The sequence below is a fragment of the Streptomyces collinus Tu 365 genome (assembly GCF_000444875.1).
Taxonomy (GTDB): Bacteria; Actinomycetota; Actinomycetes; order Streptomycetales; family Streptomycetaceae; genus Streptomyces; species Streptomyces collinus_A.
This window is the reverse complement of the sequence record NC_021985.1, coordinates 3,581,484-3,601,618: the sequence shown is the minus strand read 5'-3', so window position 1 is coordinate 3,601,618 and position 20,135 is coordinate 3,581,484. Positions and strand designations below refer to the sequence as shown.

At 73.5% G+C, this 20,135-nt stretch carries 15 protein-coding genes; 5 read left to right on the top strand and 10 right to left on the bottom strand.

All coding sequences use genetic code 11. The features are described 5' to 3' along the window. Positions 1 to 31: 31 nt before the first annotated feature. Both B446_RS15560 and B446_RS15555 read left to right on the top strand, forming a co-directional pair. Positions 32 to 511, top strand: coding sequence for a GtrA family protein (locus B446_RS15560; RefSeq protein ID WP_234967498.1), 480 nt, complete (start codon positions 32 to 34; stop codon positions 509 to 511). Continuing rightward, entirely contained in the window at positions 492 to 1,967 is a 1,476-nt protein-coding gene (locus B446_RS15555) for a hypothetical protein (RefSeq protein ID WP_020940403.1), read from the top strand. Before B446_RS15560 ends, B446_RS15555 begins: the two co-directional genes overlap by 20 nt. Before the next feature lie 73 nt (positions 1,968 to 2,040). Here B446_RS15555 and B446_RS15550 read toward each other — a convergent pair whose 3' ends face one another. From B446_RS15550 to B446_RS15535, 4 genes are all read right to left on the bottom strand, one after another. Then, positions 2,041 to 3,705: a glycosyltransferase family 2 protein gene (locus tag B446_RS15550; protein ID WP_020940402.1), complete on the bottom strand. Its 1,665-nt coding sequence runs from the start codon at positions 3,703 to 3,705 to the stop codon at positions 2,041 to 2,043. Continuing rightward, complete coding sequence (locus B446_RS15545; RefSeq protein WP_020940401.1) at positions 3,702 to 5,897, bottom strand: CDP-glycerol glycerophosphotransferase family protein; 2,196 nt, start codon at positions 5,895 to 5,897, stop codon at positions 3,702 to 3,704. Before B446_RS15545 ends, B446_RS15550 begins: the two co-directional genes overlap by 4 nt. A gap of 103 nt (positions 5,898 to 6,000) precedes the next feature. Then, positions 6,001 to 6,906, bottom strand: coding sequence for an ABC transporter ATP-binding protein (locus B446_RS15540; protein WP_020940400.1), 906 nt, complete (start codon positions 6,904 to 6,906; stop codon positions 6,001 to 6,003). Then, a complete protein-coding gene (locus B446_RS15535) occupies positions 6,899 to 7,813 on the bottom strand; it encodes an ABC transporter permease (protein ID WP_020940399.1) in 915 nt (304 codons plus the stop codon). The genes B446_RS15540 and B446_RS15535 overlap by 8 nt, the downstream gene beginning before the upstream one ends. A gap of 203 nt (positions 7,814 to 8,016) precedes the next feature. On the opposite strand from B446_RS15535, the gene B446_RS15530 reads away from it, so the two are divergent. Next, positions 8,017 to 8,643 (top strand): TetR/AcrR family transcriptional regulator, encoded by a 627-nt coding sequence (locus tag B446_RS15530; RefSeq protein WP_043478380.1) that lies wholly within the window; start codon positions 8,017 to 8,019, stop codon positions 8,641 to 8,643. A 90-nt stretch (positions 8,644 to 8,733) separates the two neighbouring features. Here the strand turns inward: B446_RS15530 and galE are convergent, their stop codons facing one another. From galE to B446_RS15515, 3 genes are all read right to left on the bottom strand, one after another. Continuing rightward, positions 8,734 to 9,714 (bottom strand): UDP-glucose 4-epimerase GalE, encoded by a 981-nt coding sequence (galE, locus tag B446_RS15525; RefSeq protein ID WP_020940397.1) that lies wholly within the window; start codon positions 9,712 to 9,714, stop codon positions 8,734 to 8,736. 94 nt (positions 9,715 to 9,808) lie between these two features. Continuing rightward, on the bottom strand, positions 9,809 to 11,419 hold the full coding sequence (locus B446_RS15520) for a glycosyltransferase family 2 protein (RefSeq protein ID WP_020940396.1): 1,611 nt from the start codon (positions 11,417 to 11,419) through the stop codon (positions 9,809 to 9,811). A 44-nt stretch (positions 11,420 to 11,463) separates the two neighbouring features. Then, a complete protein-coding gene (locus B446_RS15515; RefSeq protein WP_020940395.1) occupies positions 11,464 to 12,735 on the bottom strand; it encodes a glycosyltransferase 87 family protein in 1,272 nt (423 codons plus the stop codon). Between the two features lie 241 nt (positions 12,736 to 12,976). On the opposite strand from B446_RS15515, the gene B446_RS36470 reads away from it, so the two are divergent. Beyond that, entirely contained in the window at positions 12,977 to 14,602 is a 1,626-nt protein-coding gene (locus B446_RS36470) for a glycosyltransferase family 39 protein (protein ID WP_078614900.1), read from the top strand. Here the strand turns inward: B446_RS36470 and B446_RS15505 are convergent. Then, positions 14,550 to 15,065 (bottom strand): MarR family winged helix-turn-helix transcriptional regulator, encoded by a 516-nt coding sequence (locus tag B446_RS15505; protein WP_078614712.1) that lies wholly within the window; start codon positions 15,063 to 15,065, stop codon positions 14,550 to 14,552. The genes B446_RS36470 and B446_RS15505 overlap by 53 nt on opposite strands. 73 nt (positions 15,066 to 15,138) lie before the next feature. On the opposite strand from B446_RS15505, the gene B446_RS15500 reads away from it, so the two are divergent. Further along, positions 15,139 to 15,552 carry an organic hydroperoxide resistance protein gene (locus B446_RS15500; RefSeq protein ID WP_020940392.1) on the top strand — a complete coding sequence of 138 codons (414 nt, stop codon included), beginning with the start codon at positions 15,139 to 15,141 and terminating at the stop codon, positions 15,550 to 15,552. A gap of 59 nt (positions 15,553 to 15,611) precedes the next feature. Here B446_RS15500 and B446_RS15495 read toward each other — a convergent pair whose 3' ends face one another. Then, the gene (locus tag B446_RS15495; protein WP_020940391.1) at positions 15,612 to 17,834 is read right to left on the bottom strand and encodes a bifunctional glycosyltransferase/CDP-glycerol:glycerophosphate glycerophosphotransferase; all 2,223 of its coding nucleotides are present in this window, start codon (positions 17,832 to 17,834) and stop codon (positions 15,612 to 15,614) included. Between the two features lie 6 nt (positions 17,835 to 17,840). Beyond that, positions 17,841 to 20,051: a bifunctional glycosyltransferase/CDP-glycerol:glycerophosphate glycerophosphotransferase gene (locus B446_RS15490; RefSeq protein WP_020940390.1), complete on the bottom strand. Its 2,211-nt coding sequence runs from the start codon at positions 20,049 to 20,051 to the stop codon at positions 17,841 to 17,843. Positions 20,052 to 20,135: the final 84 nt, after the last annotated feature.

Sequence of the window (20,135 nt, the reverse complement as noted above, 5' to 3'; positions counted from 1 at the left end):
TAATCGGGACGTTTCGGATAGGGTCTCCGCTGTGACTGTGAACCTCACCGAGACCCGCCCGCCGGCCGCGGCTCCCGCGCCGGCTCCGGCCCGCCCGGTCACGCGCGTCGTGCTGGAAGTAGTGAAATTCGGGGTCGTCGGCGGCAGCGGCGTCCTCGTCAATTTCCTGGTGTTCAACCTGCTGCTGCACGGCCTGCGTTGGCCTGCGATGACCGCGACGGTCCTGGCGAGCTGTATCGCCATGGCGACCAATTACGTGGGCTTCCGGTATTTCGCCTATCGCGACCGTGCTTCACGCACCCGCCGCCAGATCGTGCTGTTCTTCGTCTTCAGCGGTCTCGGTGTGGTGATGGAAAGCGGACTGTTCTGGATGGGATATCACGGGCTCGGGCTGCACGGCGCCGTCGGGTCGAACGCGGTGAAGGCGCTGTCGATCGTCCTCGCCTCCGCCTTCCGGTTCCTCGTCTACCGCACCTGGGTGTTCCAGCAGGATGCGCGCCGAGCCGCCTAGCGGTGCGAGCGCCGGCCGGGCCCTGCCCCAGGCCGCCGCCGCACTCGTCCTGCTCCTGATGATCCTGGTGATCGTCCGCCTGCCCTGGGCGGGCGACCTCGGCATGCACGCGGCGACCGTGCAACGGCTGCGGCACAGCCTGCTGCACCCCGGCAACCCGCTGGTCGACGCGGACACACCGAGCCCGTACTACTCACCCTGGATGCTGCTGCTGGGCGCCGTCGCCCGGCTGACCGGGCTGTCCGTCTTCGTCGTCCTGCGGATCGGGGCGCTCGCCGGTCTCGTCATGCTGTGCACCGGCGTGTGGCGCTACGTCCGCACGCTCAGCGCCCATCGCGCCGCGCCCGCCCTGGCGATCCTGTGCCTGCTCCTGCTGTGGGGCCCCCTGCTGTTCAACTGGAGCGGCTTCCTCGGCCTCAACTCGCTGGCGCTGACCGTGGCGTACCCCAGCGTGTTCGCCCTCGGCCTCTCCTTCCACCTCTGGGCCTGGCTCACCCGGGTGCTGCGCGGTGAGATCTCCTGGGGGGTGGCGCTGGGGCTCGGCCTGCTGTGGGGACTGATCCTGCTCTGCCACCAGTTCACCGGGGTGGTGGCCTCGCTCGGCGTGCTCGCCACGGTGATCTCCGCGCGGCCCGCCCGCGGGACGCTGCTGCGGCTGGGCGCCGGAGCGGCCCTGGGCGCGGCGCTGTTGTGGGTGTGGCCGTACTACGACTTCTTCGCCCTGTTCTCCGCGGGTGCGGATCTGGAGGCGATCCACCGGCCGCTCTACAGCCACCTCCTCCAGCGCTTCGGGCTGGTGCTGCTCGGGGTCGTGGCCCTGGGCCTGCGGCTGCGACGGGACCGCCGGGACCCGCTGGCGCTGTTCTTCGCGCTCGGAGTGCTGGTGTTCGCCGCGGGCGGGCTGACCGGGCACTACTCCTGGGGCCGCGCCCTGCCGGCCGTGCTGATCCCCGCGCAGCTCGCGGCGGCGCTGGAGACCGTGTCCGCGGGCCGGCGCGCGGTCCGCGTGGCGTGGGCGGGCGTGCTGGCCGTCGCGCTGGCGGTGGGCGCGTGGACCCAGGTGGGGACGCTCGGCTACGTGGTCGGGCGCGACGCGCTGCCCTCCGCGGTCGCGGCGAAGTACCGGACGCCGTGGGTCGGCTACCACTGGATCACGCCCTGGGTGAAGTACGGGGACGTGGTCATGGCGCGCACCATGCCGTCCCGGCAGATCCCCGCGTACGGGCCGTACACAGTGGCCCCCGGGTATCCCGACGTGTTCCTGCCGGACGCGGCCAGGCGGGACGCGGCCGTGACGCACTACTTCGCCGCGGACACCCCGGCCGGCACCCGGCGGGCCATAGTGCGGGAGTACGGCGTGCGCTGGGTCGTGGGCGGCCGGGGTGCCGCGCAGCCGTGGCTGCGGCGGGTCGCCACCGGCCCTGGCGGGCAGGTGCTGTACCGGGTGGAGCGCTGACGAAGACGCCTCGGGGGCGTGCGGGACGGCATCGGCCGTTCCGCACGCCCCCGAGTCAGGAAGCGTCCGGCACCTACCTCAGCACGCTCGCCACCAGCCGTGCCGCGTTGCGCACCTTCGGCCGGGCCACCTTGCGCACCACCGGGCGGATCACCCGGGCGGTGACCCCCACCGGGCGCCAGCGGATCTGGAGCCGGCCGGGGTTGCGGCCCTCGGGTTCGACGGTGACGTCGTGCGTGGTGGCGCCGGAGCGGTACTCCACGCGCGCGGTGCGGGTCGGGAAGTCCAGCGGGGCCAGCAGCAGGCCCGAGTGGACGAGGCCCTGCTGTTCCAGGCGGAGCAGCGGGTGCCGCACCCCGTCGAAGCCCTGCACGGGCAGGGAGGCGGCCGCCAGGTCGAGCCGCACCCGGCCCTCGAAGAGGCCCGGGCGGACCGGGTCGAGCCGGAACGGGACCGTCAGCCGGCGCCGGCCGGGGGCCACCACCAGACTCGCGCGCTGCGGACCGACCGGGAGCCGAAGCCCCGGGTCGTAGGTGCGGATCGCGAGGGTGAGACAGGCCCCGGGGCCCGCGGTGAGTTCGGTGATCTCGTGCCGGAACTGCGCGCTGGGGAACGGCCGGGTCTCCAGCTCCAGGTCGGACAGGGCCAGTTCGCGGCGGGCCCGGTCGGACGTGGGGACGGTGTCGCCCCAGTAGGTGGCGCCGGAGGCGTCGGTGGCGACGTGCCGAGGTGCCACGCCGTGCGCCAGACCGCGCGCCGCGAGCCGGACGTCGGCCAGGCGGCCGTCGCGCAGGAGCTGCAGCACCACCCGCTCCTGGCGCGGCAGCCGGGCGAACGCGCCCTCCGCCAGCGTCTCCAGGTACGGGTTCATGATCTCGGCGAAGGACTCCAGCCACTCGTCGTCCCGGTAGGGCAGGTCGCCTGCGTACATCCGGAAGTCGTGCTTGAGGAACTTGAAGTCCTTGTCCTCGCGCAGCGCCGCGTGCCCGTTCTCCACCAGGAAGTCGTCGATCAGGCGCTGGACGTGCACGCGGTCGCGGACGTTGGAGATCTTGTGCCGCTGGTTGGAGATGGAGGCGGCGGACTCGGCCGCGAACGGCTCGATGTACCAGACGTACACCGGGTCGGGAATGATCGTGAACGCCTTCGCCAGGCAGTACGCCTGCGCCGAGAAGAGCTGGTCCTCGTAGTGGATGCCCTCGGGGAAGCGGAGCCGGTGGCGGTCGAGGAAGGCGCGGGCGTACATCTTGCTGGTCGACAGGTGCTCGAACAGCAGCCGCGGGTCGGCCTCGATGCCGTCCAGCGTGCGGCGCTCCGTCACCAGGTGGGGCATCCACGTCGAGCGCCGGCCGTTGTCCACCCGGACCCGGCGTACCGCGCCCATGGTGAAGTCCACCTCGCGCTCGCGATGCGCGGCCAGCAGCAACTCGACTGCGCGCGGCGGCAGTTCGTCGTCGCTGTCCAGGAACATCAGGTACGGCGCCCGCGCGATCTCGATGGCCCGGTTGCGCGGGGCGCTGCACCCGCCGCTGTTCTCCGGCAGTCGCACGTAGCGGATGCGGGGGTCCTGCGCGGCCAGTTCGCGGGCCACCCGCGGTGTGTCGTCGGTGGAGTGGTCGTCGCTGATGACGATCTCGATGTCGGCGTGCGTCTGGGCGCGCAGCGAGGCGACCGCCCTGGGCAGCCGGGCAGCGTCGTTGTAGACGATGACCGTGACCGTCACGTCGGGGGTCGTCATGCGGTGGCCTCCTCGGGGGTCGGGGCGGGGGTGCGTTCCTCGAGCGGGAGCACCGGGGGCAGCGCCTCCTCGGGTTCGCCGAGGAAGACCCGGCGTACGACCCGCTCGGCGGCGCGGCCGTCGTCGAACTCGCAGAACCGGCGCCGGAAGGCGGCCCGCGCCTTGGCGGCGCACTCGTCGCGCCAGGCACCCGAGCTGAGGATCTCCGTCAGCTCCTCCTGGGTCCGCGCGACCCGGCCGGGTGCCTCGGCCGTCAGGTCGAAGTAGACGCCCCGGGTGGTCCGGTACGTCTCCCAGTCGTCGGCGTAGACGACGATCGGCCGGTCCAGGTTGGCGTAGTCGAACATGATCGACGAGTAGTCCGTGACCAGCGCGTCGGCGGCCAGGCACAGCTCCTCGACGGGGTCGTAGGAGGAGACGTCGATGATCCGGCCGGAGCGCCGCAGGCCGGTCAGCGGGGAGGCCGCGCCGCCGTAGAAGTAGTGCGCGCGGACCAGCAGGACGGTGTCCTCGCCGAGCCGGTCGGCGAGGGCGGCCAGGTCGAGGCGGGGGGTGAAGCCGGCCTCGTAGTCGCGGTGGGTGGGGGCGTACAGCACGGCGGTGCGGCCGGGCGCGATGCCGAGGCGCTCGCGGGCCGCACGGACGTCGGCCGCCGTGGCGGTGTAGAAGACGTCGTTGCGCGGATAGCCGTGGTCCAGGGAGACGTAACGGGCCGGGTAGGCGCGCTCCCACATGCGGGTGGTGTGGCTGTTGGCGCTGACGCTGTAGTCCCACTTGTCGACGCGGGCCAGCAGGGCGGCGAAGTCCAGGCCCTTGGCGGCGGCCGGGTGGTCCATCTGGTCCAGGCCCATGCGCTTGAGCGGGGTGCCGTGGTGGGTCTGCAGGTGGATCGCGTCGGGGCGCTTGACGACCGCGTTGGGGAAGTTGACGTTGTTCGTCAGGTACTTGGCGGTGGCCAGCGTCTCCCAGTAGCGGCGGGTGCCCGGGACCACGTGGTCGGTGCCGGGCGGCAGCAGGGCCGCGTTCTCCTTGTTCACCACCCACACCCGGCGGATGTGCGGGGCGAGTTCGGCGAGCTTGGCGGCGATCGCGGCCGGGTTGCAGGCCACCCCGCGGTCCCAGTAGGCGGCGAAGACGGCCAGGTTCGGGTCGACCGGGCGGGCGAGCGCCTTGCGGTACTGCTGGTCGCGCAGTTTGGCGCCGAGCTGGCGCTTGCGGGTTCTTACCGTCTTCCTGGCCGCGCGGCGGGTGCGGTTGGCGGCCTGGAAGGCACGGTACTTGGTGTAGGCGCCCTCTTCGAGCAGGCCGTGCCGTACGCCTTCGAGGCCGGCCGGCCGCCGGTGGTTCTCGGGGCGCCAGCGGACCGCGGCCAGGGAGGCCCGGCGGAAGAACTCGCGGGCCACCGTGTCGGGCAGGTGCTCACCGGCGAAGGCGCGCACCAGGTCGCGGACCATCAGGTCGTACATGACCGCGCGGGCGGCACGGCGGTCCCGGGCGAGCGGGAGCAGGGACTCGTAGCGGTCGATGAGCGCGAAGCGGTCCTCGGGGGCGCGCGGCGGCAGGCTCTCGGGGCGCAGCCTGCGGTGTTCGTACGCCACCTGGTTCAGGCAGGCGACCCGCTCGGCGTGCAGCAGGGCCGCGTACGCGGCGCCCGGCTCGTCGTCGGTGGTGAGCCGCTCCTCGTGGGCCCGCCAGAACGCGGCCCGCAGGACGCGGTTGCCGAGCAGCGGGGTGAGGCGCAGCAGGTCGGAGGCGTCGTCCAGGGCGAGGACGGCGCGGCCGGCGGCGGCCAGGTGACGGCCGTCGCGGGAGGGGGCGGTCGCGGTCTGCCAGGTGGTGGTGACGTGGTCGAGGAGCAGGACGTCGACCGTGTCGTCCAGCTCGGCGGCGCGCTCGGCGATCAGCCGGGTCGCGCCCGCGGGCAGGCCGTCCTTGGCGTGCACGAAGTGCAGCCAGCGGCCGGCGGCCCGCGCGGCCCCCGCCGCACGGGCCGCCGCGTCGGAGGTGCCCTCCGGCAGGGGGACGACGACGGTGTGGGGCGCGTGGCCCTCGGCCGTCTCCCGGGCCCAGTCGCCGACCGCGGCGACGATCACCTCGGCGTCCGGGAGGGGCCGGGACTCCAGGGCGTCGAGGAGTTCCGTCAGATGCCCCTGGGTGTTCGGCCCGTAGACGATGACGCTCAGTTGGGGCATCGCGGGTGGACTCCTTCGCCTTGTCGTCTGGGGGGGGACCTTTCTTAACATACTGTCACTAGAAGGGTGAAAGGGATAACCACGCCTGGGGTAAGAGGAAGCCTTAAGAAGGTAGAGGAACATCAGGCGCCGTGGGTTGCGCCGCCTTCTTCTTCGGGTCCGTCTTCTTCGCCGGTTTGGCCGGCTTGTCGCTCTTGTCGCCGGTGAAGGCCTCGTACTCCTTGAGGACGTCCTCGGTCGGCCCGTCCATGCGCAGCTCGCCGCGCTCCAGCCACAGCACCCGCTCGCAGGTGTCGCGGATGGACTTGTTGTTGTGGCTGACGAGGAAGACCGTGCCCGCGTGCCGGCGCAGCTCGCGGATCCGTTCCTCGGAGCGCTTCTGGAAGGAGCGGTCGCCGGTCGCGAGGGCCTCGTCGATCAGCAGGACGTCGTGGTCCTTCGCGGCCGCGATGGAGAACCGCAGGCGGGCGGCCATGCCGGAGGAGTACGTGCGCATCGGCAGGGTGATGAAGTCGCCCTTCTCGTTGATCCCGGAGAAGTCGACGATGTCCTGGTAGCGCTCCTTGATCTGCTCCCGGGACATGCCCATGGCGAGGCCGCCGAGGTGCACGTTGCGCTCGCCGGTGAGGTCGTTCATCAGGGCCGCGTTGACGCCGAGCAGCGAGGGCTGGCCGTCGGTGTAGATGTGTCCGTTCTCGACCGGCAGCAGTCCGGCGACCGCCTTGAGCAAGGTCGACTTGCCGGATCCGTTGGTGCCGATGAGGCCGATGGCTTCACCCTTATAGGCGACGAAGGAAACCCTCTTCACCGCGTGCACCCTGCGGACGCCGGCCGCCTTCTCGGCCTGCTTGCGGCGCAGCATGCGGTTGAGGGCGGCGGTGGCGGAGCCGCGGCCCGCGCCGGTGCCGTTGACCCGGTAGACGATGTCGACGCGGTCGGCGACGACGGTGGGGATCTGCTCGGTGGTCCCGCGGTTCTCGGGCGCGTCCGCGAAGGTCTGCTCAGCCACGGCCGTACGTCTCCTCAGCCTTCCAGAAGTAGATGAAGCCGCCGACGCCGGCGAGCAGGGCCCAGCCGACGGCCGTCGCCCACACGTGCGGGGGCAGCTGGTGGGCGTGGAAGCTGTCGATCAGCGCGTACCGCATGAGGTCGATGTAGACCGCGGCCGGGTTGGTCTCCAGCAGGACCGTGACGACGTGCGGCAGGTGGTCCTTCTTGGTGAGCTTGTCGATGCTCCACATGACCCCGGACACGTACATCCAGGTCCGCAGCACGAACGGCATGAGCTGGGCGATGTCCGGGGTCTTGGCGCCCATCCGCGCCATGATCATCGACACGCCCGCGTTGAAGACGAACTGCAGGACCAGCGCGGGGAGCGCCAGCAGCCAGGAGGCGGCGACCGGCACGCCGAAGCAGAGCAGGATGACGACCAGGGCGGCCATCGAGAACAGCAGCTGCTGGAGCTGCTGGAGCGCGAAGGAGATCGGCAGGGCGGCGCGCGGGAAGTGCAGGGCGCGCACCAGGCCGAGGTTGCCGGCGATGGCCCGGGTGCCCGCCATGATCGAGCTCTGCGTGAACGTCCAGATGAACACGCCCGTGACCAGGAACGGCACGTAGTCCGGGACGTTGTGCTTGGTGCCGAGCAGCACGCCGAAGATGAAGTAGTAGACCGCCGCGTTCAGCAGCGGGGTCATGACCTGCCAGACCTGGCCGAGCTTCGCCTGGCTGTACTGGGCGGTGAGCTTGGCGGTGGCGAACGCGGTGATGAAATGGCGCCGGGCCCACAGCTGGCGGACGTACTCCGGCAGCGAGGGGCGGGCGCCGCTGACGGTCAGGCCGTGGCGGGCGGCCAGTGCCGCTAGGTCGTCGCCGGCCGGGACCTGGGTCGGGGGCGGTGTGTGGAGGACCTGGCTCACATCCGCTGCTTTCGCTCGGGGGAGGGGGGTGCGGCCGGGCTGCCGACCGGGCCGGTGCGGTCCCCGTCCGTCATCCGGCGTTTCCTTACGCTTCTCTTCACGTTCTCTTACGTCGGGACGGGACCGTATCGTCGCAACGTGAGCGTAGAACCAACCGACGTCGGAACGCAACCGTTTCGTCGTCACGGCCTATGCTGGTCCGCATGACGACGAACGCCGACGAGGCCCCCAAGCGCACGCGCCGCCGGGCACCCGCCGGGGCCGCCGTGCTCCGGGAGGACGTGACCGAGGCCATCCGGGCGGCGGTCTTCGAGGAGCTCGCGGCGGTCGGGTACGCGCGGATGTCCATCGAGGGGATCGCCCGGCGGGCAGGCGTCGGCAAGACGGCGGTGTACCGGCGGTGGCGCTCGAAGCTGCACCTGGTGCTCGACGTGGTGTCGGCGATGGCCGTGATGGGGCTGCCGGTGCCGGACACCGGCTCGCTGGAGGGGGACCTGCGGCTGCTGTACGAGGTGACCTCGCGCGCGCTGCGCCACCCCGTCGCCTCCCAGATCATTCCCGACCTGCAGGCGGAGGCGGCCCGCAACCCGGACATCGCGGACGCGATGCAGAAGGCCCTGCGGGACGGGCAGGACAGCGTCGCCAGCAAAATCGTGGCCGCGGCGGAGGAGCGGGGGGAGGTGCGGCCGGGGGTGAACCCGGACCTCGCCCTGGACCTGATCTCCGGCCCCCTGTACTGGCGCGCGGTGGTGATCCGCTCAGCGAACCTCCCCAAGGGCTACCTGGCGGACCTGGCCCGGGCCACGGCGGGGGCGCTCAAGGCGCTGTGAGCCGGCCCGGGGCCCCGTAGGGTCCTGGCGCCGGCCCGGGGCCCCGGCCGGGTTCTGGCGCCGGCCCGGGGCCCCGGCCGGGTTCCGGACCTAGGACCGGGCCGCCTCGGGGTGGAGTCGCAGCCAGCCCTCCCAGGCCGAGGTGATCATGTCCTGGACGTCGTACTTCGCCCGCCAGCCGAGTTCCGTGGCGATGCGGTCGGCCGAGGCCACGACCCGGGCGGGGTCGCCGGGGCGGCGGGGGGTGACCGTCGGGGGGCGGTCGTAGCCGGTGACCGCGTTCATGTGGTCGATCATCTCGCGCACCGACACACCCTCGCCCCGGCCGATGTTGAGGGTGAGGTCGTGTCCGGGAGCGGAGCGCAGCGCGCGGGCCACGGTCACATGGGCCTCGGCCAGGTCGACCACGTGGATGTAGTCGCGGACGCAGGTGCCGTCCGGGGTCGGGTAGTCGTCGCCGAAGATCCGCGGGGACGCGCCCTCGGTGAGCTTCTCGAAGACCATCGGGACGAGGTTGAAGACGCCGGTGTCGGCCAGGGCGGGCGTGGCCGCGCCCGCCACGTTGAAGTAGCGCAGCGACGCGGTGGCCAGACCGGTCGCCCGGCCGGTCGCGCGCACCAGCCACTCGCCGGCCAGCTTGGTCTCGCCGTACGGGGAGAGCGGGGCGCAGGGTGTCTCCTCCGTCACCACGTCCACGTCCGGCATGCCGTAGACCGCGGCGGAGGAGGAGAAGACGAAGGCCGCGACGCCGGCCTGGGTCACCGCCTCCAGCAGGACGCGCAGGCCCTCCACGTTCTCCCGGTAGTAGTCCAGCGGCCGGTCGACGGACTCGCCCACCTGCTTCTTCGCCGCCAGGTGGACCACCCCGGTCACCTCGTGCTCGGCCAGGGTGCGCGCCAGTGTCTCGCCGTCCAGGGTCGAGCCCCGCACCAGCGGCACCTCGGCGGGCACCCGCTCGGCGATTCCCGTGGACAGGTCGTCGTAGACCACTGTCCGCTCGCCCGCCTCGGTCATGGCGCGTACGACGTGCGCCCCGATGTATCCGGCGCCGCCGGTGATCAGCCAGGTCATGTGCAGTCGTCCCCTCGTCCGCCGGCCGGTGTCCGGCCGGCGGCTCCGTGTTTCCGGGGCTCTGTGCCCCCGTGTGTCTGTCCGCCCGTGCCGCTCAGTGAAGCAGGCGGCGCAGCCGGCCGCGGGCCACCGAGGCCACTCCGCGCACCCCGGCCGCCACGCGCAGCGCCAGCGCGCCGGAGTGGGTGGCGTACGGCTGGGTCAGCAGCACGCCGTGCCGGGCGCTCGGGACGGCGCGCCGGCGCAGCCGGCCGGCGCCCGCACGGGCGTGCGCCGTCATGTTCCGGGCCGTGCCGTCCGCGAAACGCAAGGTCAGACGCAGGTCCCAGGTGCCCGCGCCGAGCCCGGCGAGATCCACCGGCACCTCGGCCGACCAGAGATCCGGACCGCAGGGCGTGAACGTCGCCGTCGCGCGCTGTGCCGTGCGCTCGTGCTCCCTCGACTGCCACCGCACCTCCACCTCGCCCGGTCCGGCCTCGGCCACCCGCCCGTACAGCTCGTGCAGCCGCAGGCACAGCCGGGTGTCCCGGGCGCGGGGCCGCAGTTCCGCGTCGACCGCGAACGGCAGCAGGGGGGTGGCGCGGCTCAGCAGCGGGGTGAGCGCGACCTGCGGGAGCTCCTCGGACCAGACGGGGGTGCCGCCGGGGGTGCGGGCGTAGGGCGGGAGCAGCCGGGCCGGGCGGGCGGCCAGCTCCCGCAGCCGGGGCAGGTCGAGCGGCTCGGCCGACTCCATGATCACCCGGGCGAGCAGCCGTCCCGGCGCCGAGGGGTTGCGCTCCCAGTCGGCGGCGTCGTAGCGCGTGAGGTACTCCCGGGTGTGCGCCCACCACGCGCTGCGGTACCCGGCGTCGCGCAGGACCAGCTCGCGGGCGTACATGCGCATGTCGTGGTCGAGGAACTTGCCCCGCGCGGCCAGCGCCAGCTCCTTCTGCCCGGCGCCCAGCAGGATGTCGTGGACGAGCGCGCACGCCTCGGTGCGCGCCCGCCAGTTCTCGACGCGGTCCCGGTCCAGCGAGAGCGACAGCTGTTCGGCCGACCGGCGCACGTGCCACACGTACACGCGGTCCGGCACGAGCGCGATGCGCGGCGCGGCGGCGAGCACCCGCGCGGTGAAGACGAAGTCCTCGTACAGGAAGCGGCCTTCGGGGAAGCGGATGCCGTGCTCGCGCAGGAAGTCGGTGCGGTACAGCTTGTTGACGCAGAGCGTGTCGTGGACGAGGCGCGGGCGCTGGGCGGGGCGCGCGAGGACCGCGTGGGTCTCGTAGAGCGGGGCCTGCCAGGGCTGCTCGCGTCCCGAGGGCAGTTCCCTGCGCACGCACAGCCCGCTCGCGACCTCGGCGAGCGCCTCCGTCGCCGCCGTCAGCAGCGCGTCCACCGCGCCGGGCGGCAGCACGTCGTCGCTGTCGAGGAACATCAGGTACGGCATCGTCGCCGCGTCGATCCCGGTGTTGCGCGGGCTGCCGCAGCCACCGCTGTTGACGTCCCGGCGCAGCACCCGCAGCCGGGGTTCCGCGGCGGCGAGCATGGCCAGGAGTTCGGCGGTACCGTCGGTCGAACAGTCGTCGACGGCGATCACCTCACCGACGGCGGCGCCCTGGTCGAGCGCCGAGCGCACGGCGTCGGCCAGGTGCGCGGCGTCGTTGTAACCGATGACGACGACGGCGACCTGGGGCGTCGGGCGGGGGTCTCGTTGGTCTGGCTGCATGGGGTCCACGGGCCGGGAGCGTATAAATGTTCGGTAATACCCCGTTAAGAGATGCTTAGCACTCGATCAGGAAGACGGTCGGAATCGGGTCGGGGTTCATCCGTGGGCGCGGGTCCTTGGGTCGGCGGCCGGGCGGAGCGCCACAGCAGGACCAGGGACAGCACCGCGGTGGCCGCCAGCACCGCGTTGCGGGCCACCAGCAGCAGACAGCCGGTCCAGGTCCCGGCGACCACGTCCCGGTAGAACGCCGGGAACACCACGGAGCTCAGCGCGCTCGCCACGAGGACCAGCACCGCCACCGGGCGCTGGCTGGTGTGCCGGGAGGTCAGGCACACGGCGGCCAGCCCGATCAGCCAGATCATGTACTGCGGGCTGATGACCCGGCTGGTGACCGTGAACAGCAGCACCCCGGCGAGCGCGGCGTCGTACGGGGTGGCCGGGGTCCAGTGCCGTGCCCGCAGCCGCCACAGCACCAGCAGCCCGAACGCGACCGCCGTGAGCGCGAGGGAGGCGGTGGCCACGGCGTGCACGTGCGGGCCGACCATCTCGATCGCGCCGTACTGGTAGCGGGGCCTGCCGGGCCAGCCCGCGTGCCGGGCCAGGTCGAGCGCCGTGCCGCCGAGCGACTCGATCTGCACGCCCCGGCCGCCCTGCTGCGAGAGGAAGGCGAGCGGGTTGCGGAACGACACCGCGAGCAGCGCGCCGCAGGCGCCCCCGGCGGCCGCCGCCCACCGCCACGCCGTCCGGGTGCCCGTCCCCCGGGGCGTGCCGAGGAGTACCAGCGCCGGCCACACCTTCACCAGCGCGCCCAGCGCGCCCAGCGCCCCGCACACGCGCGGCGAGCGCCCCAGCGCCAGCAGCGAGAGGACGGCGAGCGCCGTCACCTCCACGTCGTAGCGGGCGAGCGGAAGGTGCAGCAGCAGCGGCAGGCCGCAGGTCCACACGGCCGCGCCGAGCAGGCTGCGCCCGGGGCGGGTCCCCGCTCGGACGAGAGCCACCGCGATCAGCGCGTCCGCGGCCAGCGTCAGCACGACGAACGCCTGGAAGTACGTCAGCCAGGGCAGCAGGCCCGGGGCCAGCAGCACCGGCCCGGCGCCCGGCGGGTACTGCCAGGTGCTGTCGTGCGCCGGGAACGCGCCGTGCGACAGGACGCCGTACCAGTGGGAGTACAGCCGCCACACCTCGCGCGGCACCGCACCCCCGCCCAGTCGGGGCGAGCTGTCGTGCGTGAGCAGCCCGCACATCAGGGCGCGGGTGGCGAGCCATGCGGCGGTGAGGGCGAGGACCGGGCCGGGGGTGACACGGAGGCGGTTCATCACGGCGGAGCCTAATCCGGGCGGATGGTGTATTCGTGCCGATACGCCGTCAATGACCCGCAAAGGTTGGCTAATCGCAAAAGATCAAGCCGTGGCGAACGTCAGGAGTCCTGTGGAACCGCAGTCGCGCGGACCGGCCGGAACGGTCGTCGGCGCACCGGCGGGTGGCACCGTGGCCGAGGCGGGCCGGGTACCCCGGCGGGTCCGGTGGGCGCTCGCCGTCTGCACGCCCGCGCTCGCGATGCTCGCCCTCGGGCTCTGGGGTCTCGACCGGTCCGGGATGTGGCGGGACGAGGCGGTCACCTTCCAGGTCGCGCGCCGCACCGTGCCCCAGATCTGGCGGCTGCTGCACGGCGTGGACGCGGTGCACGGCCTCTACTACCTCCTCATGCACGCCGTCCTCACCGTGCATCCCGGCGAGGTCGTGCTCAGGCTGCCGTCCGTCTGCGCGGCGGCGCTCACCGCGGGCCTGGTCGGCGCGCTGGGCGCCCGGCTGGTCCGGCCGCGTGCCGGACTGTGGGCCGGGCTGCTGTACGCGGTGTCGCCGCTGGCCGGCCACTACGCGCAGGAGGGCCGGTCCTACGCCCTGGTCGCGGCCGGCGCCACCGGCGCCACCCTGCTGTTCGTGTGCGCCGTGCGCGCCGCGCGGAAAGGTGCCTGGTGGGCGTACGGCGTGGTCCTCGGCCTCACCTGCTGGCTGCACGAGTTCGCGGTCCTGCTGCTGCTCGCCCACGCGCTGTCGCTGGCGCTGGCCCGGGCGGGTGCGCGGGTGTGGCGGGGCTGGGGGTGCGCTGCGGGCGCGGTGTGCGCCGCTCTGGTGCCGATGGTCCTGGTGTCGCGGGCCCAGTCGGCGCAGGTGGCCTGGTTGCGGGAGCCGACCTGGGACACCGCGACGGGCCTGCTGCGGTCGTGCCTCGGGCCGACGGACGGGGTGTACGCGGTGTGCCTGCCGCTCGCCGCGGTGGCCCTGACCGGGCTGGTGGGGCGCCGGGGGGAGCCCACCTGCGCGGGCGTCGCGCTGCCGCTGCTCGTGGTGCCGCCGGCCGCGCTGATGCTGGCCTCCCGGGTGGCGCCGCTGTACGTCGACCGGTACGTGCTCTACGCCCTGTCGGGTGCACCCCTGCTGGTCGCGGCGGGCGCGGAGCGGATGGTGACGGCGGTGGGCCGCCGGTGGTCCCGAGGTCGCCGCACACCCGTCGCCCTCCCGGGGCGTACGGCGCCTGCCGCCCTCCGGGGGCGCACGGCGTCTGCCGTGCTCCCGGGCCGTACCGCGTCCGCCGTCCTCCCGGACCGCCCCGCCTCCCGCTTCTCGGGTCCGTCCCGAAGCCGCACCCTGGGCCCCGCTCTCGCGGGTGCCGTCGCCGTGCTGCTCGCGCTGATTCACCAGTGGCCGCTGCTGCGCGACGACCGGGACCCGGCCCGCCGTCCCGACGACCTCGCGGCCGTCTCCCGGGCCGCCGGGCGGATGCTGCGGCCCGGGGGTGCCGTGCTCTTCCTGCCCGCGCAGACCCGCAACGTGGCCCTCACCTATCCGGGGGCGTTCCGCGGCGCGCGGGACCTGGCCCTGGCCGGACCCGCGCCCGCGTCCGGGACCCTGTACGGCACCGAGGTCGGGGCGGCGGAGCTGCGCCGCCGGACGGACCGGCTGGAGCGGGTGTGGGTGCTGGCCGACCGGGACCTGCTCGCCGGGCGGTGGCGGGTGGGCGACGCCACCGAGCGGGCGAAGCTCGCCGTCCTCGCCCACGACTTCGTGCCCGGCCCGGAACGGGTGCGGGGCGACGTGACCGTACGGCTCTACGTCCGCAGGACCGCCGTCACGCGCAGCCCGGCGTCTCCGACAGCGCCGCCGCGTCCAGCGCCGAGGTGAGCTGGTCCAGGCGTTCGCGCAGCTCGCCGATCTCGGCCACTTCGAAGCCCGTCGCCGCCGCGATGCGCCGGGGCACCTCCAGGGCCCGCTCCCGCAGCGCCGCGCCCTCCTCCGTCAGACGCACCCGCACCGACCGCTCGTCCTCGGCGCTGCGCTCGCGCCGTACGAGACCGGCCGCTTCCAGTCGCTTGACCAGCGGCGACAGCGTGCCCGAGTCGAGACGGAGCTGCTCCCCGAGCTTCTTGACCGGCAGGTCGTCGCGCTCCCACAGCACCAGCATCACCAGGTACTGCGGGTAGGTGAGCCCGAGATCCTTGAGGATCACGCGGTACACGCCGTTGAAGGCGCGGGACGCGGCGTGCAGGGAGAAGCAGATCTGGCGGTCCAGGCGGAGCCAGTCCGTCTCGGGGGCGCTGGGGGTCGGCATGGCGGTCATGGCTCCAGGGTAGCTCGTGCGGGCCATTTAGTTGTGCACAACTTAATTGTGTGCTCTACTTGTGCTCGCAAGCACCCCACACCCCAGAGGGATGGTCTCCATGGACGCGCTCTACACCGCTGTCGCCACCGCCACCCACGGCCGTGACGGTCGCGCCGTCTCCTCCGACGGCAAGATCGACCTCGAACTGGCCCCGCCGGTGGAGCTGGGCGGCAACGGCCAGGGCACCAACCCCGAGCAGCTCTTCGCCGCCGGCTACGCCGCCTGCTTCGGCAGCGCCCTCGGCCTGGTCGGCCGGCAGGCGAAGGTGGACGTCAGCGACGCGGCCGTGACCGCCGAGGTCGGCATCGGCAAGCAGGGCGAGGGCTTCGGCCTGAAGGTGACGCTGCGCATCGAGCTGCCCGACACGGTGGACGAGGCGACCGGCCGCAAGCTGGTCGAGACCGCCCACCAGGTCTGCCCCTACTCCAACGCCACCCGCGGCAACATCGAGGTCGACCTCGTCATCGAGTGACACCTCGGCCGGGCCCCGGCCCACGGCCGGAACCCGGACTCACGGCGACCTGCGCGGCCTCACGTCGAGGCCAGCAGGTCGCCGCCCACGTTCTGGCCGGGGATCCGCACACCGCCCTCCCCGGCGGCCGGCATCGACTCGCCGAGCAGCAGCGTCCGCACCACCCGCTCGGCGGCCCGGCCGTCGTCGAACTCGCAGAACCGCGCCCGGAACTCCGCCCGCGACCGCGCCGACTCCTCGTCCCGCCACGACCCGGAGGTGAACAGCCACGCCAGTTCCCGCTGGGAACGCGAGACAGGGCCCGGCGCGTGCGCGGTGATGTCGAGGTAGGCGCCCCGGCTCGCGGTGAACGGGGCCCAGTCGTCCGCGTGGACCACGATCGGCCGGTCCAGGTTGGCGTAGTCGAACATCAGGGCCGAGTAGTCGGTGATCAGCGCGTCCGAGGCGAGCATCACCTCCTCGACGTGCGGCTCGTCCGTCGCGTCGACGACGACCCCGCGCCGGGCCAGCTCGGCCAGGCCGAAACCCCGCGCCGGCCCGGCCGCCAGCGTCGGATGCAGCCGGACCACCAGCGTGTGCCCCTCGCCGAGGTCCGCCGCGAGCCGGCCCAGGTCGACCCGCTCCACGTACCCGCCCCTGCGGTAGTCCCGGCGGGTCGGCGCGTACAGCACCACCGTGTGGTCCTCCGGGATGCCGTGCCGCAGCCGGAAGGCGTCGCCGGCCCGGTCCCCGGCGCCGACCAGCACGTCGTTACGCGGGCTGCCGGTGCGGGCCGAGGTGAAGTGGCAGGGGTAGGCCCGCTCCCACACCAGCTCCGAGTGGCGGTTGGCCACCAGGCTGAAGTCCCAGCGGTCCGCCCGGCGCAGCATCTGCGGCACGTCGAAGCCGAGCCGCGCCCCGGGCCGGCCCAGCAGGTCGGCGCCCATGTACTTCAACGGGGTGCCCTGGTGGGTGTGGATGTGGACGCTGCCGGGCCGCTTGACCAGCGAGCCGGGCCAGTTGACGTCGTTGACGAAGAACTTCGCCCGCGCGGTGACCTCCAGACACCGCCGGGAGCCCACGAGCACGTGCTCCACCCCCGGCGGGAGCCGCGCCGCCGCCTCCTCGTCCCGGACCACCCACACCCCGCGCAGCCGCGGGGCGATCTCCAGCGCCTTGTGGAAGACGGCGGCCGGATCGCCCAGCACGCCCCGGTGCGAGGACGCCGAGTACACCACCAGCTCCGGGTCCAGCGGCCGCCGCGCGTGCAGCCCGGCCCAGCCGCGCCGGGCCCGCCCTGCCGCCGCCCGGCGTGCCGCGGCCGCCCGCCGTACGGCCTCCCGGCCCGCCCGCCCGGCCTGCCGCCTCAGCTGGTACGCCGCGTAGGAGCCCTCCAGCAGGGCGACCTCGCCGTCCACGAGCGCGCCCGCGGGCCGGTGCCTGCGGAACATCTCCGCGGTCCGCCGGAAGAACTCCGCCTTGTCCTGCGGCGGCAGCCGGTCCGGCTTGGCCAGGATGTCCAGGCAGTGCTCGCCCATCTTGCGGTGCAGGTAGGGCCGGTGAACCGCCAGGTCCTCGTGCCGGTCCACGAAGGCGAAGACCCGCTCGTACTGGTCGTGGATGTCGAAGTGCTTGCGGCTGGTGGTGGAGAGGATGTTGCCCTGCCTGCGCTGCCGGTAGTTCAGGCAGATCCGGTCCAGGACGGCGATCCGCCGGGCGCTGAGCAGCACCGGGAAGGTCCAGGGGGTGTCCTCGTAGTAGCCCGGCGGGAACGCGAAGCCGTGCTCCTCGACGAAGTCGCGCCGGTAGACCTTGTTCCACACCACCATCAGCAGGTCCAGGATCTCCGGCCGGCCGGCGACCGTGAAGGTGTCGGCGCCGGCCTCGGCCAGCACGTGCGCGAGCGCGTTGCGCCGGGTGCCGCCCCACCAGTAGGTGCGCGCGTAGTCGAAGACCAGCACGTCCGGGTCGTCGGCCTCGGCCAGCCGGTCGGCCGTGGCGCGCAGCGCGCCCGGGGTGAGGGTGTCGTCGCTGTCCAGGAAGAGCAGGTAGTCGCCGGTGGCGTGCGGCAGTCCGGCGTTGCGCGCCAGGCCGAGGCCGACGTTCTCCGGCAGGTGCAGCACCTTCACCCGCGGGTCGCGGTCCGCGTACTCGTCCAGGATCGCGCCGCAGTCGTCCGGCGAGCAGTCGTCCACGGCGATCAGTTCGAGGTCGCCGAAGGACTGCAGCAGCACGGAGTCCAGGCACTCGCGCAGGAAGCCCTGCACCTTGAAACAGGGGACGATGACACTGAAGCGGGGCACGGCGGGTCAGCTCCTCACGAGGGTCGCGGCGGCGGGGGCGGGGACGCGCTCGGCGAGCGGGACCACCGGCGGGATCGCCTCCGGCGGCTCGCCCAGCAGCACCCGCCGCACCACCCGCTCGGCGGCCCGGCCGTCGTCGAACTGGCAGAACCGCTCCCGGAACGCGGCCCGCGCGGCCCGGGACTCCGGTCCCGCGTAGGTGCCGTCGCGAAAGACGCGGGCCAGCTCCCCGGGCGTACGGGCGACCGGTCCCGGCGGCTCCGTCATCAGGTCGAAGCAGACGCCGCGGGTCTCCCGGTACACCTCCCAGTCGTCGGCGTACACGACGATCGGCCGGTCCAGGTTGGCGTAGTCGAACATGATCGACGAGTAGTCCGTGACCAGCGCGTCCGCGGCCAGGCACACGTCCTCGGAGGAGCGGTGCGCCGTCACGTCGATGACCCGCCCGCCCCCGCCCGCGCAGGCGCCGCGGCCCCGGTCGTAGAAGTAGTGGGCGCGCAGCAGCACCACCACGTCCTCCCCGGCCGCCTCGCAGAACGCCTCCAGGTCGAGGCCGGGCTCGAAGCCGGTGTGGTGGTCGCGGTGGGTCGGCGCGTAGAGCACGGCCGTGCGGCCCTCGGGCACGCCCAGCTCCCGCCGGACGCGGGCCACGTCGTCCGCCGTGGCGGTGTAGTAGACGTCGTTGCGCGGATAGCCGTACTCCAGATGCTCGTACGAGCCCGGGAAGGCGCGCTCCCACATCTGGGTGGAGTGGCGGTTGGCGGACAGGTTGAAGTCCCAGCGGTCCACCCGCCCCAGCAGCTTGGTGAAGCTGCCGGACTGCGCGGCCACCACCGGGTACGTCGACTGGTCGACCCCCATCGTCTTCAGCGGGGTGCCGTGCTGGGTCTGCAGGTGCACGCTGCCCGGACGCTTGACGACGCCCTCGGCGAAGTTCGCGTTGTTGATCAGGTAGGTGGCGCGGGCCAGCAGCTCCCAGGCGCGGCGGGAGCCGATCACCGCGTACTCGATGTCCTTCGGCATCGCGTGCGCCTGGTCGGCTTCGACGAGGAACACCGAGCGGATGTGCGGGGCGAGTTCCCGGGCCCTGGCGTGGATCGCGGCCGGGTTGCAGGCGTAGCCGCGGCCCCAGTAGGCGCAGTAGACGGCCAGGTTCGGATCCAGCGGGCGGCGCAGGTCACGGGCGTAGCGCAGCCGGGTGCGGAGCATGCGCGGCCGGGGTACGGCCGAACCGGCCCTGACCGCCGCCTGGTTGGCGCCGCGCAGCGCGCGGAACGCGGTGTACGCGCCGGTCGCCAGCAGCCGGTGCTGCACGCCCAGGCTGCCGCCCGGCGTGTGGTGGCCGGCCGGCCGGTGCCTTCGGTAGAGGCGGCCGGCCCGGCGGAAGAACGCCCGGTGCCCGGCGGGCAGCCGCTCGGGCCGGGACGCCGTCCTCAGCACCTGCGCGAACAGCTGGTCGAACAGGGCCCGGCTCCGCTCGGCGGACAGCCCGCCGGCGGCCGCCCTGGTCAGCACCAGCTCCACCTGGTCGAGCAGGGTGTGCTGGTGCGGTCCGGGCAGGTTGAGCCGACTGCCCTGCCGGCGCAGCCGGTGGCGCACCACGACCCGGCGCAGCACCGCGACCCGTGCGGCGGCGATCGACGCCAGGCCGGCCCAGCCGAGGTCCGTGAAATGGCCGTCGGGGAAGGCGAGTCCGTGCTCGGTGAGGAAGGTGCGGCGGTAGACGGCGCTCCATGCCGGCAGCAGCACGCCGGTCAGCTCCGGGCACGCGTCCGGGGCGAAGGCCTCCTTCGGCGCCCCGGCCAGCAGCGCGGCGGCCGGGTTCCCCGGCTCGCCCTCCCACCAGGGCGTCCGCTCGTGCTCGACGTACAGGACGTCGACCCCGGCGGTCCGGGTCAGCCGTTCGTCCAGCGCCGCCAGCGCCCCGGGCAGCAGCAGGTCGTCGCCGTCGAGGAACAGCACGTACGCGCCGGCCGCCACCCGCAGCCCGGCGTTGCGCGCCCCGCTCAGACCGGCGGACGGCGGCGAGTCGACCGGTGTCACCCTGGAGTCCCGGCCGGCGTATCCGGCCGCCACCGCGGCGGCCGGGGCGTCGGGGCCGTCGCAGACCGGGATCAGCTCCAGGTCGTCGAAGGACTGGCCGAGCACCGAGTCCAGTGCCTGGGACAGCCGGCCGGCGACCCCGTGGGACGGAACGATGATGCTGAAGCGGGGCATTCTGCTCTTTCTGTTGTCTCGCGGACGCGGCTGGGCCGTCCGGCGGGACGCCACGTGGACGGCCGGGCCGGAGTGGGCCGCGTC

Excerpts from the sequence above, each read along its gene's own strand:
- B446_RS15515 (WP_020940395.1), bottom strand. The coding sequence starts at position 12,735 with ATGAACCGCCTCCGTGTCACCCCCGGCCCGGTCCTCGCCCTCACCGCC.
- galE (WP_020940397.1), bottom strand. The coding sequence starts at position 9,714 with ATGACCTGGCTGATCACCGGCGGCGCCGGATACATCGGGGCGCACGTC.
- B446_RS15555 (WP_020940403.1), top strand. The coding sequence starts at position 492 with ATGCGCGCCGAGCCGCCTAGCGGTGCGAGCGCCGGCCGGGCCCTGCCC.
- B446_RS15490 (WP_020940390.1), bottom strand. The coding sequence starts at position 20,051 with ATGCCCCGCTTCAGCATCATCGTTCCGTCCCACGGGGTCGCCGGCCGG.
- B446_RS36470 (WP_078614900.1), top strand. The coding sequence starts at position 12,977 with ATGCTCGCCCTCGGGCTCTGGGGTCTCGACCGGTCCGGGATGTGGCGG.
- B446_RS15550 (WP_020940402.1), bottom strand. The coding sequence starts at position 3,705 with ATGACGACCCCCGACGTGACGGTCACGGTCATCGTCTACAACGACGCT.
- B446_RS15520 (WP_020940396.1), bottom strand. The coding sequence starts at position 11,419 with ATGCAGCCAGACCAACGAGACCCCCGCCCGACGCCCCAGGTCGCCGTC.
- B446_RS15505 (WP_078614712.1), bottom strand. The coding sequence starts at position 15,065 with ATGGCCCGCACGAGCTACCCTGGAGCCATGACCGCCATGCCGACCCCC.
- B446_RS15500 (WP_020940392.1), top strand. The coding sequence starts at position 15,139 with ATGGACGCGCTCTACACCGCTGTCGCCACCGCCACCCACGGCCGTGAC.
- B446_RS15545 (WP_020940401.1), bottom strand. The coding sequence starts at position 5,897 with ATGCCCCAACTGAGCGTCATCGTCTACGGGCCGAACACCCAGGGGCAT.
- B446_RS15530 (WP_043478380.1), top strand. The coding sequence starts at position 8,017 with ATGACGACGAACGCCGACGAGGCCCCCAAGCGCACGCGCCGCCGGGCA.